This window comes from Tolumonas auensis DSM 9187, assembly GCF_000023065.1.
Classification (GTDB): domain Bacteria; phylum Pseudomonadota; class Gammaproteobacteria; order Enterobacterales; family Aeromonadaceae; genus Tolumonas; species Tolumonas auensis.
Genome location: NC_012691.1, coordinates 2,663,460 through 2,677,836 on the forward strand (window position 1 = coordinate 2,663,460; position 14,377 = coordinate 2,677,836).

The window sequence follows — 14,377 nt, forward strand, 5'->3', positions numbered from 1 at the left end:
CATGTCCGAGCATCAGCACATCCGTGCGGACGGCACCGTGATGTTCCTTCCGCACCGGCTCAACCGGCATCCCGTGGTGGTGCGCGGCCTGACGGCGGACGAGCTGTGGATCTGCTGCGGCCTGTCCGGCGCAGCCGGATTGCTGGTCGGCGCGCCCCTGTCCTGGCTGTTCTCGACCATCGCGATCGCGCCCACCTTCATCGTGCTGGGTATCGCCTTCGGCGTGTTCATCGGCGGAGGCATCCTGCGCCGTCAGAAACGCGGCAGACCCGACACCTGGTTGTACCGCCAACTGCAATGGCGCATCGCGACCCGCTATCCGTTGATGGCCGGCTGGATCGGCGGGCATGCACTGATCACGCGTTCGGGCCGCTGGTCGAACCGGAGGGTAGCGCGATGAGCCGCTTCCGGAACGAAGTCGCGCACCTGCAAGCGCACATCAAAACCCTGCGCCTGGGCGCTGTTGCGCTGCTGCTGATCGCGCTGGTGATGGGCGGCGGCTGGTGGAGCGCGCCCCGCGACCTGACCATTCACGTTCCGCCCGATCTGCGCTCGGGCAGCACCCGGCCCTGGTGGGACGTGCCGCCGGAGAGCGTCTATTCATTCACTTTTTATGTGTGGCAGCAACTGCACCGCTGGCCCACGAATGGCGAAGAGGACTACGCGCGCAACCTGCATGCGCTATCGCCGTACTTCACCCCCGCCTGCCGCGCCTTTCTGCAGGCCGACTATGACTACCGCCGTTCTACGGGAGAGCTGCGCCAGCGGGTGCGTGGCGTGTATGAGATCCCCGGGCGCGGCTACGGCGACAACCCGACCGCGCGCGTGCGCACGGTCTCCGATCGCAACTGGGTGGTGACGCTCGATCTCAGCGCGGACGAGTACCACGGGCCGGAGCAGGTCAAGCGCGCGCTGGTGCGCTACCCGCTCAAAGTCGCGCGGTCGGACGTTGATCCCGCGCGCAACCCCTTCGGCCTGGTTCTCGACTGCTACGACGGTGCGCCGCAGCGCATCGCTACGCCCGAACCGGAGCCACCTGCTCGCGGCGGCCTGGGCCAGCAAGGAGACTCCCCATGAAGACCCGCCTTCTCGTCTGGCTGGGCATGCTGGCCTGCGCGCTCGTGCCCATGGCCCATGCCGTGGAAATCCTGCGCTGGGAGCGCCTGCCTCTGGCCGTGCCGCTGCAGGTCGGAGAGGAACGCATCGTGTTCGTGGATCGCAATGTACGCGTCGGCGTTCCGGCCAGCGTCGGCGACCGGCTGCGCGTGCAGAGTGCCGGCGGCGCGGTCTATCTGCGCGCCAGCGAACCGATCGAGCCCACGCGACTGCAATTGCAGGATGCTGACAGCGGCGCGCTGATCCTGCTGGACATCGCTGCCGAGCCGGCCAAGGACGGCGAGCCGCCGTTGGAGCCAGTGCGCATCGTCGAGGGCAACGCCACGCCGCAGCGCTACGGCCAGGCACAGGAATCCGGCACCGCTGCACCATCCCCAGATCAAGCCCGTCCGCCCCGGCGCGAAACCCCGGTGGCAGTGGTGCTGACCCGCTATGCGGCCCAGAACCTGTACGCCCCGCTGCGCACCGTGGAGCCCGTGCCCGGCGTCATGCGCGTGAATCTGCGCCGCGACCTGCCGCTCGATACCTTGCTGCCGACCCTGCCTGTACGCGCCGAGGCGCTGGCGGCATGGCGGCTGGAGGATCAGTGGGTGACCGCCGTGCGGCTGACCCATACCGGCGGCGGCTGGATCGATCTCGATCCGCGCGCGCTGCAAGGGGACTTTCTCACCGCCACCTTCCAGCATCCGACGCTCGGTCCGCGCGGCACGCCGGAGGACACCACGGTGCTGTATCTGGTCACGCGCGGTCGCGGCCTGCCGCAGTCGCTGCTGCCGGCCATCCACCGCTTCGACCCGGCCGCACTGTTGCCCCAGGTCGCTCCTGGTCACGACCTCAAGGAGTCCGGCGATGCGCAGTAACGGCTTGCTCAAATGGCTAGTGCTTCCGGTCGCCTTGCTGGTGCTGTTCTTTGGCATCCGCCTGTTCTCCGGCGGCGGCGACCAGCCCCCCACCAGCGTCGATGCCGAACCGCAGCTCACCGCCGAAGAAATGCAGGCGCTCGGCATCGAGGGCGATACGCCCCGCGATACGGTCGCCACCCTGGTGGCGCAGGTGCGGCAGTTGCGCACCGAATTGCAGACGGCCACGGCGGACAACCGCACCCAGCGCGAGGAAAACCAACGCCTGCGCCAGCGCGAAAGCGCGATCGACCAGCGTATCGGCACGGCGCTGGAAGCCGAGCGCACCGCATTGCGTCGCGACCAGGAGCAACTGGCCGGCGAGCGCCGGCAGACCGAAGGTCTGTTGCAGGATCTGCAGCGCCGGTTGGAGAACATCGGTGGCGGCGGTCATGCCGATCTGCCGGTCGGATTGGGTTTGCGCGAAGGTGACGGCGATGGTTTCGCTGGCGAAGGCGGTATCCGCTGGGTGGAGCCGGATGACGCCAGGCAGACCGACGGACGCGGCGGCGCGGGTACAAGCCTGAGCTTCCCGACCAGCTTCGGACCGGCACAGAAAACGCTGGAGGCCACCGTCGGGCATGTTGCCGATGCCGGTGCCAGGGCTGCCGGCGTCAAGACGGCCCAGGCGGTCTACACCGTACCGACGAACTCCACCCTGATGGGATCGGTCGCGATGACCGCATTGATCGGCCGTGTCCCGGTCGATGGCACCGTCAACGACCCGTTCCCGTTCAAAGTCCTCGTCGGGCCGGACAATTTGACCGCCAACGGCATCGACATCCCGGATGTGGCTGGCGCGGTGTTCAGTGGCACTGCCAGCGGCGACTGGACCTTGTCCTGCGTCAGGGGGCAGGTACGTAGCATCACGTTCGTGTTCCATGACGGGACTGTGCGCACGATTCCCGAAGACAGCGAGCGCAGCAGCCAGCAGAACAACCAGCAGGATGGCCTGGGCTGGATCAGCGATCCGTATGGGATTCCTTGTGTCAGTGGCGAACGCCGCAGTAATGCGCAGCAGTATCTCGGTACCCAGGCCTTGATCACCGCCGCGGGCGCGGGCGTCGCTTCGCTGATCGACTCCGACAGCGGCCAGATGTCCTATGTCGGTGCCGATGGCTCGATCGGCACGGTCGGCATCAGCACCAACGAGGCGGTCGGACGCATCCTCGCCGGCGGCGTGCAGGACATGTCGCAGTGGGTGAACCGGCTCTACGGCCAAGCCTTCGCGGCGGTCTATGTCCAGCCCGGCGCACAGGTCGCCGTTCATCTCGAAAAACCCCTTGAGATTGACTACGACCCCGAAGGCCGCCGCGTCGACCATCGCGCAGGAGAAGCTCATGCACTCGAACTGGATTAAACCGCTGCTGCTGGCGGCGGCCGTGGCGGCGCTGGCCGGCTGCGCCACCAGCAAGGAAGAATTGATGCCGCATGGCGGCCGCACGATGCAGGACATCTGGCACCAGGCGGCCGGCGACGGCGGCAGCGGTCAGGTGGCTCGCCGCCAACTGCTGGACGCGCGCCAGAGCCTGCGCCGGCCGCTGACGGATGCGGATGTACAGGCCGCGCCCGCCGAGCAGATGCGCTACACGCGTACGGCCGCGAACGAAATCCATCACCAGTTCCCGAGGCTGCTGAATCCAGACCTGGTGATGTATGTGTATCCGCATCTGGCCGGCACCGATCCCGTGCCGGTGCCAGGCTATTCGACTGTTTTCCCCTTGTATCAGCGCGTCCAGTACGCGATGCCGGGCGAACGCACGGAGGCGTACTGATGGCCTGGTCGTTGCCCTGGCGCCGGCGGGCACCTAACGATGCGGCGCAGATCGATGACCGGCAGGATGGCTGGACGCGCCATGTACGCGCGCTGCGCGAGGCCGGCATTCCCGAACCCGGCGAGGCGGTCGCGCCCAGCCGCCCGGCCACGGTGGCCGATGAGCAGGCACTGTACGATGCGGCACCGTCATTCGTCGCGCTGCTGCCGTGGGTTGAGTACCTGCCGGATTCGCAGTGCATGCTGCTTGAGGATGGCGTCTCGGTTGCCGCCTTTTTCGAGCTGACGCCGCTGGGCACTGAAGGTCGCGAGGCCGCCTGGCTGGCACGGGCACGCGATGCGTTGGAAAACGCCTTGCAGGACAGCTTCGACGAGCTCGATGCGAATCCATGGGTGCTCCAGCTCTACGCCCAGGACGAGGCCAACTTTGACCAGTACCTGGACACGCTGCGCGGCTACGTTCAGCCGCGTGCCGAGGGTAGCCGCTTCACGGAGTTCTACCTGACCTCGTTCGCCCACCATCTCCGCGCCGTTGCCAAATCCGGCGGGCTGTTCGAGGACACGGCTGTCACACGCCTGCCGTGGCGCGGTCAGAGCCGGCGCGTGCGGATGGTGGTCTATCGCCGCGCTGCGGGCCAGACCGGCCGCCGCGGCCAGACACCCGAGCAGGCGCTGAACGTCGTGTGCGACCGCCTGATTGGCGGCCTGTCCAACGCGGGTATCCAGACGCGCCGGCTGGATGCGCCGCAGATCCATGACTGGCTGCTGCGTTGGTTCAATCCCCGGCCCACCATGCTCGGGCCGACGGCGCAGGATCGCGAACGCTTCTACCGGCTGGCGGCCTATCCGGAGGCACCGGAATCTGATGAGATCGAACTCGCCAGCGGCAAGGATTTCTCGCAGAGGTTGTTCTTCGGCCAGCCGCGCTCCGACGCCGAGCTGGGGTTGTGGTACTTCGATAGCCTGCCGCACCGGGTCATGGTCACCGACCGCCTGCGCATGCCGCCGGCCACCGGCCATCTCACCGGCGAAACGCGTAAGGGCGACGCGATCAACACGCTGTTCGACCAGCTGCCCGAAGGCACCGTGATGTGCCTGACGCTGGTTGCGACGCCGCAGGACATCCTGGAAGCGCACCTCAACCAACTGGCGAAGAAGTCAGTCGGAGAAACCCTGGCGTCCGAGCAGGCGCTCCAGGACGTGCAGGAGGCGCGTTCGCTGATCGGCAGCTCTCACAAGCTGTATCGCGGCTCGCTGGCGTTCTACCTCTCCGGCGACGACGAAGACGAACTGGACCGGCGCGGCCTGCAGCTCGCCAACGTGATGCTCAACGCCGGGCTGCAGCCAGTCCGCGAAGAAGACGAAGTCGCGCCGCTCAACAGCTATCTGCGCTGGCTGCCTTGCGTCTACAACCCCGGCGCGGACCGCAAGCAGTGGTACACGCAACTGATGTTCGCTCAGCATGCCGCCAATCTGTCGCCGGCATGGGGACGCAGCCAGGGTACGGGCAGGCCCGGCATCACGCTGTTCAATCGCGGTGGCGGAGTACTGACGTTCGACCCGTTCAGCAGATTGGATCGGCAAATGAATGCCCATTTGTTTTTGTTTGGGCCAACGGGTTCGGGCAAGTCGGCCACGCTTAACAACATCCTCAACCAGGTCGCCGCGATCTACCGCCCGCGCATGTTCATCGTGGAGGCCGGTAATTCCTTTGGCTTGCTGGCTGATTTCGCCGCACGGCTGGGCCTGTCGGTGAACCGGGTCAAGCTCGCGCCCGGTTCGGGCGTGAGCCTCGCGCCGTTCGCCGATGCCCGCCGGTTGATCGAATCCCCCAGTGATGTGCAGACGCTGGACGCCGATGCGCTGGATGAGGAACAGCCTGTCGACCCGGCCGCCGTCGATACGGACGAGCAGCGCGATGTGCTCGGCGAGCTTGAGATCACCGCACGCTTGATGATCACGGGCGGCGAAGATAAAGAGGAATCCCGCATGACGCGGGCCGACCGCTCCTTGATCCGCCAGTGCATCCTGGACGCCGCCCGCCACTGCGTCGCGCAAGACCGGGATGTGCTCACGCGCGACGTGCGCGACGCCCTACGCGAGCGCGGCCGCGATTCGACCCTGCCCGAAACCCGTCGCACGCGGTTGTTGGAGATGGCTGACGCTATGGACATCTTCACGCAAGGCTCAGACGGCGAAATGTTCGACCGCCCCGGCACGCCCTGGCCAGAAGCCGACATCACGGTCGTCGATCTCGCCACCTATGCCAGGGAGGGCTACAACGCCCAGCTCTCGATCGCCTACATCTCCCTGATCAATACCGTCAACAACATTGCGGAACGCGACCAGTTTCTCGGTCGGCCAATCCTCAACGTGACCGATGAAGGCCACATCATCACGCGCAATCCCTTGTTGTCTCCGTACGTGGTGAAGATCACCAAGATGTGGAGAAAATTGGGCGCCTGGTATTGGTTGGCAACGCAGAACATCGACGATCTGCCCAGGGCGGCGGAGCCGATGCTCAATATGATCGAGTGGTGGTTGTGCTTGTCGATGCCACCGGACGAAGTCGAAAAAATTGCCAGGTTCCGCGAGTTGTCGCCAGCGCAGAAGGCACTGATGCTCTCGGCCAGGAAGGAATCCGGGAAGTTCAGCGAGGGCGTCATTCTCTCCAAGAGCATGGAGGTGCTGTTCAGGGCCGTACCACCGAGCTTGTATCTCGCACTGGCCCAGACCGAACCCGAAGAGAAAGCCGAACGATACCGGCTCATGCAACAGTTCGGCATCAACGAGCTGGAAGCCGCGCTCAAGGTATCCGAGAACATCGACCGCGCGCGCGGCATCGAGCCGTTGCCATACGCCGATCTGCTCTCCTGACGGCCGGAGCACGCCATGCCTCTCCATCGCTCAACGAACCCGCCACCGGCTGTACGTCGTCGGCGTTGTCTGCACCTGTTGCTATGTGCCGTCGGCCTGCTTGCGGTGCTGCTGTTCGCGCTGCTCGCCGTGGTGCTGCGCGACAGTCCCGATGCCGCACCGACCCCGACCACTCAGCACCACCCGGGCGGTCCGCCGTGGCGCCACGGCCAGGCCGACGCCCGTTTCGTGCTGACGTTGTTTGCAGACCTGGAATGCCCATTCTGCAAGGCCTACTACCCGAGCCTGAAGAGCTGGATCGACCAGCATGCCGACGTCAGTCTGCAATGGCATCACCTGCCGCTGGCGATACACGAGCCGGCCGCCTCGGAACTGGCACGTGTGGCCGAGTGTGCGGGCGAGACCGGCGGGCACGGGGCCTTCTTCGATGCCGTCGGCTGGCTGTACCAGCACACGCGCGGCGGCGGCCAGGGGCTGCCCGGGGGGCTTCGCTACCCAGGGCTGACACCGGTGCTCCAGCGCTGCCTGGATAGCGAGCGTCCCCAGCTCATCGTGCGCGATCAGGCCGAGCAAGGCGCGCACGGCGGCATCACCGCCACTCCCAGCCTGCGCCTGGAGGACCGCCAGACCGAGCGATCGCTACTCCTGCAAGGGCCGGTCGAAGGCGATGCGCTGCTGTCCGCCATGGATCTTCTGATGGGTGACGTGCCGGATGCCGCTCCGGCTCGCGCCGCAGGTTTGTCCGCCATCGACGATGGCGACATGCCCAGGTAGCCGGGGTCTTCAAGGCTACGGCGCAGCGCTGCTGCGCTGACCTTCGTTCGCAACGCATCCCGAGGCGAACGGCCAGCGTTCCCACGCTGGTGGATGTGTGTTCTTCCTTCCGTCATTCCCCTGGAGGTTCTGCCTCCATGGGGTACCTCCGCTCATCCATTGGAGGTTTCCATGACTGCTGTACTTTCCCCCGACGACTCCTGTATCGAGTTGAACCACGATCCCGTCGCCGTCGACGAGCACGAAGACCGGATCATTCAACAGGCCATCGCGCTGCTGGAGCAACGCATCTTCAGAGCCGGCAACGCCTTGAAGAAGCCGAACGACGCGTGTGACTTTCTGCGTCTGATGCTCGTCGGCGAACCCAATGAAATCTTCGCCGCACTGTTCCTCGACACGCGCCACCAGGTGCTGGCCTACGAGCCGCTGTTCCGCGGCACGATCAACCAGACATCAGTCTATCCCCGGGTAGTCGTCCAGCGTGCGCTGGCGGCCAATGCCGCCGCCGTCATCTTCGCGCACCAGCACCCTTCGGGGAACTCAGAGCCCAGTGCCGCCGATCGCATGATCACCCGCCGGCTCAGGGATGCCTTGGATCTGATCGACATCCGTGTGCTGGATCATTTCATCATCGGCCAGGGCGAACCGTACTCCTTTGCCGAGAGCGGCTTGCTGTAGCAGCACCTGATCGTGTCTGCCAAGCCCCATCCAACGCATGGACCTGCCCAGGTCCATGCTTTTTTTCGCTTCCCTGAAAGGCCTCTCCGCTCCACGGGACAGCTATCCGATCCCCAAGAAACAGGGATTGTCACAGTGCGCATTGTTCGTGGTGGGCATCTGCACCATGGGTTCGACTACCAGGGTCATTCACCCCGAGACGCGAAGTCCATGCACACCTTTCTTGCCCACCTCAGCCGGACGCTGGCCCTTCCGGCACTGCTGCTGGTCGCCGGCAACGTGACCGCAGCGGAGATCTGGATCGTGGCGGACGTCCGCCACCCGGTGGCCGGTGCCCAGGCGGCGGATCGCATCATCCAGCTCGACGCGGCGCAGGCCATCGAAGCGGAACTGTCGGCCCGGTTGCCGGACGATCCGCAGCGGGCCGCGGCGCTCGTCCAGCGGCGGCTGAACGAAGGTGGCCAAGCGCTGCAACAGCGCATGCGTGAGGCTTACCAGGGCATGACCGATGCCTGGAGCTTAGGCATCACCAGCATTCCGGCGGTGATCGTCGATCAGCGCTACGTCGTGTATGGGGAAAGCGACCTCGGCCAGGCGCTGGTCCGCATCGAGCGTTACCGGGAGGGACAGCCATGATTTCCCGTCGCCTGCGGCTCGGGGCCGCCGTCGCGCTGCTGTGCAGTGCCACGTCGAGCTTCGCCCTCAACACCGCCACCATCATCTCCTCGACCTTGTCGCCGGACTGCCTCGAATACCGGGTCACCGGGATCTGCTACTGGCTGTATTGCACCTGGACGGGCTGCACCGTGCGCACGTCGATCAAGGTACGCCACTACGTTCCCGACGCGGTGGTATCGAGCTACAGCAACACCGGGGAGAATCCCTGGGTCGAGGCGCGGGCAATGAGCCAGCCCAATGCCACGGCGCAGGCCGGTGGTGACGGAACCACCAACGAGGATCACGAAAACAATCTTGCAAAGTTCAAGAACGCCGACGTCATCGGCCACCCGGGCGGCGAGGTATTCAGCCAGTTCGCTTCGGCGTCCGGCTACATCTGCGCAGGCGCCGGTACTGCCTTCATGCCGTACCTGCTCAGCACGCTCGACACCCTGGCCTGGCGCTACAACGTCCCGGAGGCGGTGTACCCCGAGGCGCTGATCCCCGGTATGCGCGAGATCGGCACACGCAGCGGACTGAATCTTTGGGGCGCCGTGTACCCGCGTGGCGGGTTCTTGCACCAGACCGACGACTACAAGGCCGGGGCGGTCGTCGCCCAGCGTGCTGGCGACATCGTGACCCGCCGCGGCCAACTGCATGTGTACCAGCCGCTGCTGGCGAACGCGCGCGACGGCTACTGGCCGGCCGGCGCGTTGATCGAAAGCGACGCCAGCACGGGCAAGTGGCAGCAACTGACCCCACGCCTTTCCAACAGCTGCACCGTGTTTCCCCATGCCGGGTCGCTGCCCCAGGCACAACGGGGCGACTACGCCTGGGCGCTGTGGCGCCCGTACAGCTGCTGCCAGCGCCGCGGGCAGACCTTCCTTGGCAGTGTGGATTTCAACTGAGGACACCACGATGAAGCGCCCTGACCGTCGCCGTCATTCCATGCTTGCAGATCACTTGTGGCGGCCGGCCATACTGGCCGGCGCGCTCGCGTTGGCCAGTGGCTGGGCATGGGCTCAGAGCGGCGGCTTCCAGACCAGCGGCAGCGTGATCGGCGACGAAGTCATGTACTCGATCGGTGGCGGTAACGCGGTTTCCATGAGCGGCGCTGCGGGCATGCGCTCGATCGGGGTCGGGGCCGGCTGGAACAGCAACCTGATCTGCGGCGACATGAGCATCAGCACCACGATCCAGAACCAGCTCAACGGGCTGACCAACGGATTTCAAAACATCATGAGCAACGTGATCCAGAGCGCTACCAGCGCCGTTGCGTCGCTTCCGGCTCTGATCATCCAGAGGGCCGACCCAGGTTTGTATAACCTGCTGACCAATGGCGTCCTCCAGGCAAGGCTGGATTTCGATCGCTCCAAGTTGACCTGCAGGTCGATGGCTGAACGCATGGCCGACATGGCCGGCGGCCAGCTTGGCTGGAGCCAGATGGCGGAAGGCATGGCGCTGCGCGATGCCGTGTCGAGCACGGATGCGGTGTCGGCCATTGAGCAGGCTGAGACGCGCCGGGGCAACGACGGCGTGCCGTGGGTCGGGGGCAACAACGCCGGCGGCGCCGGTCAGCCGGCGATCAGGGTGGTGAGCGACGTTACCAGGGCCGGCTACAACCTCGTCAATGGCCGCAGCGTGACCGACGCCTCGGCCATCGATGCGGCGAGCTGCAACAGCCTGGCCTGCCAGACCTGGACCTCCCCGCAAGAAGCGATCGACTGGGCCACCCGCGTGCTCGGCGAACAGGAGCAGCGCACCTGCGACGCCTGCACCAAAACCGAAACCGTTCCGGGTGTGGGCCTGACACCCCTCATCCAGGAAGAGTACGACACCAAGCTGCAGACGCTGCAGGAGCTGATCGACGGCACACGCAACACCACCTTCGAGAACCTGCGCGACGCCGGCAGCGTGTCACTGCCGATCACCCGGGGCGTCATCGAGGCACTGCGCGACGAACCGGACCAACACGTCCTGGCGCAACGTCTTGCCTCGGAAGTCGCCTTGGCATCGGTGCTGGAGAAAGCCTTGCTGCTGCAGCGCACCCTGCTGACCGGCAGGAAGGAGCCCAACGTCGCTGCCAACCAGTTGGCGGTGGCTGCCGTCGATCAGGAGAGCGGCGCGCTCGACCGGGAGATCTCGAACCTCAAGACTGAACTGGAGCTGCGCCGCACGCTCGCCAACAACTCGCCGATGGCGATCATCCAGCGCCACAGCACCCGGGCCGCCGGTTCGCGGGGCATCTACGAGGGCGACCCCGTACCCGACCGCCTCGACCAGCTGCAGCGGCCCAACCCGGGAGGTACGCCATGAGTCCGACCTGGCTGCGCCCGCGCTGGCTGTTCAACCGGCGCGTGGCGAGGACGCTGCTGTGGACGATGCTGCTGCTTGCGGCGGCCGTGGCAGCCAACATCGCGGGTATCCACTACCTCGGCAGTGTCGGCGGCTGGGAACGCTGGCTCGCCGAGGCCTCCGGCTACTTCCTGCTGTGGCGGCTGTGCCTATACGGCGCGACGGGCTACGGATGGGTATGGATGCGCCGGCGCCTGCTGGCGCGCGAAACCGGCGCAGAGGCGAAGCGCCGCCTCCGGCGCACCGAAATCGCCGGCGTGGCGGGAATCGTCGCGCTTGAGGCCAGCCTGCTGATGCATGCGGCGTAGTGGGAGGCCGGACATGACGTTGTTCACCACGGATTACCTGGAGTATTACCTGACCCTGCTGGGCTGGATCATCCATAACGGCATCTGGGCGGTTCTCGTTTCCAGCGGCGTGTTCGCCATTCCCTTCGTGGCGATCATCATCCAGGAATGGCTCAAGGCGCGTGCCGAGGGTGCGGACGAAGGCAATAAAGGCGCACTGTCATCGGTACGCATCGAGAACCGCGTCTGGGTGGCGATCGTCGTGGTGATGTTCGCCGGTATTCCCTTCATCGACGTCGACCTCAACACCATCCAGTACGACCAGGCACGCTCGGCGCAGTGCCAGGTGAGCGTTCCCCAGCCCAGCGATACTGGCTGGTCGCAGTCGTTCAGCACGCTCAACAACCAGAGCGCGCGCGTGCCGGTGTGGTGGGCCTTCATGCACGCGCTGTCGCGCGCGATCACCGGCGCCTCGGTCGCCGCCATTCCGTGCGGAACCGACCTGCGGCAGATCCGCATGGAGGTCAATGCCACACGCATCGACGACCCCGTATTGGCACAGGAAGTCGCCGACTTCACCCACGACTGTTATGGCCCTGCACGCGCCAAGCTGTTCATGAGCCGCCCGGATCTCGACGAGGCGCAGATGCACGACGTCACCTGGATCGGGTCTCGGTACTTCCTCGACAATGCGGGCTACTACGACACCTACCGGGCCAGGACGCCGCGCGACGGCTGGGCCTACGACAGCAACCGCGATGCCGGCCTGGCACAGGTGCCGAGCGGTGCCGGCTATCCGACCTGCCGCCAGTGGTGGAGCGACAGTGGCAACGGCCTGCGCGCCCGCCTGCTGGAGCAGGTCGATCCCAGCCTGCTCAACCGTCTGGCCGGCTGGGCCGGTTTCCTCAGCCGTGCCGAGGTTGATGACTCGGTGATCCGCACTATCGCCTCGCCGCGCCAGCAGAAGCTTAACCAGGGCAGCGTCTATACCGATTATGGCGGGCAGATTGATAAGACGCTGCCCAACATCATCAATCGCGCCGCCAGTGACGTCGGGATGGCGGTTGGTGGACTCGCCTATTTCCCGGCAATGGACGTCGTGCGCCAAGCCTTACCCATGGTGCTGGCGTTCCTGAAAATGGCTTTGGTGATCTGTATTCCGATGGTATTGCTGATCGGCACCTACGACCTGAAAACCGTCGTCACTCTTACCGTCGTCCAGTTTGCGTTGTTCTTCACCGATTTCTGGCTGCAACTGGCGCGCTGGATCGACAGCACGATCCTCGATGCGCTTTACGGTTGGGGATGGGGATGGAACCGCCCCCACACGAATTTTGACCCTCTGATTGGGCTGAACAACACGTTTGGCGACATGCTGCTGAACTTCGTGATGGGAGCCATGTTCCTGGTGTTACCCGGGTTCTGGGTCGCGGCGCTGGGATGGGTCGGTTTTCGCGCAGGGCATACCATTCAAGGCATGGCCGAAGGCACCAAGGGAGGCGCACAGGCTGGTGGCAAAGGCGCAGGTGCCATGACGGGTGGAAAACTCAAGTAGCTCCCGAACCTCAGTCATCCTTGTAGTCGACATGGGTGTTGTCGTTGTAGAGATTGGGGTCATAACCCGGCGTATTGCGAAGCTCGTCTATGTCGGTGAAGGGCCAAACATCTTCGTCCGGGGTGTTCGCTGCCGAGGCCCAAGCAGCCACGGTAGCGAACACCAGGAGCAGCGTCAGCCAGAAGGCCACGTAGAGCAGCACCCCTAGCACAGCGAGCTTGACGATCCACACCAGAGCGGTCGCGACACCGTTCGGCGCACCAGCCGACACCAGCCACGCGGCCACCCGCCGCTCACGACGCACATAGCCCCGCCATCCACGGCCAAGCCAGCGGCCAAGGCGTTCTGCGGTACTGCTACGGGTTGTCGTGTTCATGGTCGTCACCTGCTACATGTGAGATGGCTATTCCCGTTTGCTCCAATCCGGCTTGCTTGCCCTTACCAATGCGTTCCATTCGTCGGGCGGGTTTCCGCGTCCGAGCATCTTCTCGAACACCGCATAGGGGTCTGACTTGCTCCCCGATGACCGCAGGGTCTGTTCGTCGTTGACCCAGGCGTACACGATGACCTTCGCCTTCGAGTCGTAGCGGAAGAACAGCCGGTACCGCCTGCCGAGCTTGGCCCGTCGCCAGTGGCGATAAGCCGGCCCCATGGTGTTGCCCTGGCGGTACTCGTCTCGCGCTGGATCGCCCGGCACCACGTCTTGCATCGACTGGACCAGGGCCCGAAAGAACTTGACATTGGTGTTGGACCCGAAGCCCTCCGGGTCGTTCTCTTGTGCGCGCAGCACGGCCGCACGCAGCTTCATCAACTGCTCGATCAGGTTGTCGTGGAACAGCAGCGTCCAGCCATGCTGTTGCATCAGATTGCCACGTCTTCATCAAAATCGTCGCCCAGGACCACGTTGTGGCCCGAATGCTCCAGCATCGTGCGAGCCAGATCCTCCGGGAGCCCACGAACATTCCGGCCAGCTTCAATATCGCGGGCCAGCAGGTTCAGGAACGCGGCTATGGCGGGGTCTTCGTGCTCGGCGTCGGCACGGGTCACGACAACTTCGCCGTCACGCAGGTCGAACGCAACCTTGCCGCCGGTATCCACACCCAGGGCTTGCCGGATGGACTTGGGCAGCGTGATCTGGCCTTTGGAGGTCAGCGTGGCGACTTCATGAATGACAGACATGGCAACTCTCCCGATAGCGATGCCTGTATAGTAAGGAATTATCCTTACCTTGTCAATGTAGGGGCCCATGGTGTCCTTCCGAATCCAATATACGGCCCATCGTAGGACGGGAACAGCGAGCCTTCCCGCATCAAACCGGCTTTGCCGCACCCCGCATTGGCGGTGGACGATCGATGCCCGTCGCCCTATACCCAAAGGCTTAAGGGCCAAGGGGCCAAAAGGGGAA

The 14,377-nt window shown here is 65.2% G+C and carries 16 protein-coding genes; 13 read left to right on the plus strand and 3 right to left on the minus strand.

The window, feature by feature from the left end; genetic code table 11:
• Window position 1 precedes the first annotated feature (1 nt).
• From TOLA_RS12410 to TOLA_RS12470, 13 genes are all read left to right on the plus strand, one after another.
• Window positions 2-400 carry a TIGR03750 family conjugal transfer protein gene (locus TOLA_RS12410; protein ID WP_015879491.1) on the plus strand — a complete coding sequence of 133 codons (399 nt, stop codon included), beginning with the start codon at window positions 2-4 and terminating at the stop codon, window positions 398-400.
• On the plus strand, window positions 397-1,077 hold the full coding sequence (locus TOLA_RS12415) for a PFL_4703 family integrating conjugative element protein (protein ID WP_015879492.1): 681 nt from the start codon (window positions 397-399) through the stop codon (window positions 1,075-1,077). Before TOLA_RS12410 ends, TOLA_RS12415 begins: the two co-directional genes overlap by 4 nt.
• Window positions 1,074-1,976: a TIGR03749 family integrating conjugative element protein gene (locus TOLA_RS12420; protein ID WP_003296493.1), complete on the plus strand. Its 903-nt coding sequence runs from the start codon at window positions 1,074-1,076 to the stop codon at window positions 1,974-1,976. The genes TOLA_RS12415 and TOLA_RS12420 overlap by 4 nt, the downstream gene beginning before the upstream one ends.
• Complete coding sequence (locus tag TOLA_RS12425) at window positions 1,966-3,375, plus strand: TIGR03752 family integrating conjugative element protein (RefSeq protein ID WP_015879493.1); 1,410 nt, start codon at window positions 1,966-1,968, stop codon at window positions 3,373-3,375. Before TOLA_RS12420 ends, TOLA_RS12425 begins: the two co-directional genes overlap by 11 nt.
• Window positions 3,356-3,790: a TIGR03751 family conjugal transfer lipoprotein gene (locus TOLA_RS12430; protein WP_015879494.1), complete on the plus strand. Its 435-nt coding sequence runs from the start codon at window positions 3,356-3,358 to the stop codon at window positions 3,788-3,790. Before TOLA_RS12425 ends, TOLA_RS12430 begins: the two co-directional genes overlap by 20 nt.
• The gene (locus tag TOLA_RS12435) at window positions 3,790-6,666 is read left to right on the plus strand and encodes a conjugative transfer ATPase (RefSeq protein WP_015879495.1); all 2,877 of its coding nucleotides are present in this window, start codon (window positions 3,790-3,792) and stop codon (window positions 6,664-6,666) included. The genes TOLA_RS12430 and TOLA_RS12435 overlap by 1 nt, the downstream gene beginning before the upstream one ends.
• A 15-nt stretch (window positions 6,667-6,681) precedes the next feature.
• On the plus strand, window positions 6,682-7,440 hold the full coding sequence (locus TOLA_RS12440; protein ID WP_015879496.1) for a DsbA family protein: 759 nt from the start codon (window positions 6,682-6,684) through the stop codon (window positions 7,438-7,440).
• A 171-nt stretch (window positions 7,441-7,611) separates the two neighbouring features.
• Complete coding sequence (gene radC / locus TOLA_RS12445; protein ID WP_015879497.1) at window positions 7,612-8,118, plus strand: RadC family protein; 507 nt, start codon at window positions 7,612-7,614, stop codon at window positions 8,116-8,118.
• A gap of 135 nt (window positions 8,119-8,253) precedes the next feature.
• On the plus strand, window positions 8,254-8,754 hold the full coding sequence (locus TOLA_RS12450) for a TIGR03757 family integrating conjugative element protein (protein ID WP_015879498.1): 501 nt from the start codon (window positions 8,254-8,256) through the stop codon (window positions 8,752-8,754).
• Window positions 8,751-9,683 carry a TIGR03756 family integrating conjugative element protein gene (locus tag TOLA_RS12455; RefSeq protein ID WP_003296502.1) on the plus strand — a complete coding sequence of 311 codons (933 nt, stop codon included), beginning with the start codon at window positions 8,751-8,753 and terminating at the stop codon, window positions 9,681-9,683. Before TOLA_RS12450 ends, TOLA_RS12455 begins: the two co-directional genes overlap by 4 nt.
• A 10-nt stretch (window positions 9,684-9,693) precedes the next feature.
• Window positions 9,694-11,091 (plus strand): integrating conjugative element protein, encoded by a 1,398-nt coding sequence (locus tag TOLA_RS12460; protein ID WP_015879499.1) that lies wholly within the window; start codon window positions 9,694-9,696, stop codon window positions 11,089-11,091.
• Entirely contained in the window at window positions 11,088-11,438 is a 351-nt protein-coding gene (locus TOLA_RS12465) for a hypothetical protein (protein ID WP_015879500.1), read from the plus strand. The genes TOLA_RS12460 and TOLA_RS12465 overlap by 4 nt, the downstream gene beginning before the upstream one ends.
• A 13-nt stretch (window positions 11,439-11,451) precedes the next feature.
• Complete coding sequence (locus TOLA_RS12470) at window positions 11,452-12,972, plus strand: conjugal transfer protein TraG N-terminal domain-containing protein (RefSeq protein WP_015879501.1); 1,521 nt, start codon at window positions 11,452-11,454, stop codon at window positions 12,970-12,972.
• A 10-nt stretch (window positions 12,973-12,982) separates the two neighbouring features.
• Here TOLA_RS12470 and TOLA_RS12475 read toward each other — a convergent pair whose 3' ends face one another.
• Genes TOLA_RS12475 through TOLA_RS12485 form a run of 3 tightly spaced genes read right to left on the minus strand, consistent with a single transcriptional unit; the run spans window position 12,983 to window position 14,151 of the window.
• Window positions 12,983-13,348, minus strand: a complete 366-nt coding sequence (locus TOLA_RS12475) for a DUF3742 family protein (protein ID WP_015879502.1) — start codon at window positions 13,346-13,348, stop codon at window positions 12,983-12,985.
• Between the two features lie 27 nt (window positions 13,349-13,375).
• Window positions 13,376-13,834: a type II toxin-antitoxin system YhaV family toxin gene (locus tag TOLA_RS12480; protein ID WP_015879503.1), complete on the minus strand. Its 459-nt coding sequence runs from the start codon at window positions 13,832-13,834 to the stop codon at window positions 13,376-13,378.
• Complete coding sequence (locus tag TOLA_RS12485; RefSeq protein ID WP_015879504.1) at window positions 13,834-14,151, minus strand: type II toxin-antitoxin system PrlF family antitoxin; 318 nt, start codon at window positions 14,149-14,151, stop codon at window positions 13,834-13,836. The genes TOLA_RS12480 and TOLA_RS12485 overlap by 1 nt, the downstream gene beginning before the upstream one ends.
• Between the last annotated feature and the right edge of the window lie 226 nt (window positions 14,152-14,377).

Bases quoted from the DNA above. Each gene is read 5' to 3' on its own strand.
- TOLA_RS12410 (WP_015879491.1), top strand. From the start codon at position 2: ATGTCCGAGCATCAGCACATCCGTGCGGACGGCACCGTGATGTTCCTT.
- TOLA_RS12415 (WP_015879492.1), top strand. From the start codon at position 397: ATGAGCCGCTTCCGGAACGAAGTCGCGCACCTGCAAGCGCACATCAAA.
- TOLA_RS12420 (WP_003296493.1), top strand. From the start codon at position 1,074: ATGAAGACCCGCCTTCTCGTCTGGCTGGGCATGCTGGCCTGCGCGCTC.
- TOLA_RS12425 (WP_015879493.1), top strand. From the start codon at position 1,966: ATGCGCAGTAACGGCTTGCTCAAATGGCTAGTGCTTCCGGTCGCCTTG.
- TOLA_RS12430 (WP_015879494.1), top strand. From the start codon at position 3,356: ATGCACTCGAACTGGATTAAACCGCTGCTGCTGGCGGCGGCCGTGGCG.
- TOLA_RS12435 (WP_015879495.1), top strand. From the start codon at position 3,790: ATGGCCTGGTCGTTGCCCTGGCGCCGGCGGGCACCTAACGATGCGGCG.
- TOLA_RS12440 (WP_015879496.1), top strand. From the start codon at position 6,682: ATGCCTCTCCATCGCTCAACGAACCCGCCACCGGCTGTACGTCGTCGG.
- radC (WP_015879497.1), top strand. From the start codon at position 7,612: ATGACTGCTGTACTTTCCCCCGACGACTCCTGTATCGAGTTGAACCAC.
- TOLA_RS12455 (WP_003296502.1), top strand. From the start codon at position 8,751: ATGATTTCCCGTCGCCTGCGGCTCGGGGCCGCCGTCGCGCTGCTGTGC.
- TOLA_RS12460 (WP_015879499.1), top strand. From the start codon at position 9,694: ATGAAGCGCCCTGACCGTCGCCGTCATTCCATGCTTGCAGATCACTTG.
- TOLA_RS12465 (WP_015879500.1), top strand. From the start codon at position 11,088: ATGAGTCCGACCTGGCTGCGCCCGCGCTGGCTGTTCAACCGGCGCGTG.
- TOLA_RS12470 (WP_015879501.1), top strand. From the start codon at position 11,452: ATGACGTTGTTCACCACGGATTACCTGGAGTATTACCTGACCCTGCTG.
- TOLA_RS12475 (WP_015879502.1), bottom strand. From the start codon at position 13,348: ATGAACACGACAACCCGTAGCAGTACCGCAGAACGCCTTGGCCGCTGG.
- TOLA_RS12480 (WP_015879503.1), bottom strand. From the start codon at position 13,834: ATGCAACAGCATGGCTGGACGCTGCTGTTCCACGACAACCTGATCGAG.
- TOLA_RS12485 (WP_015879504.1), bottom strand. From the start codon at position 14,151: ATGTCTGTCATTCATGAAGTCGCCACGCTGACCTCCAAAGGCCAGATC.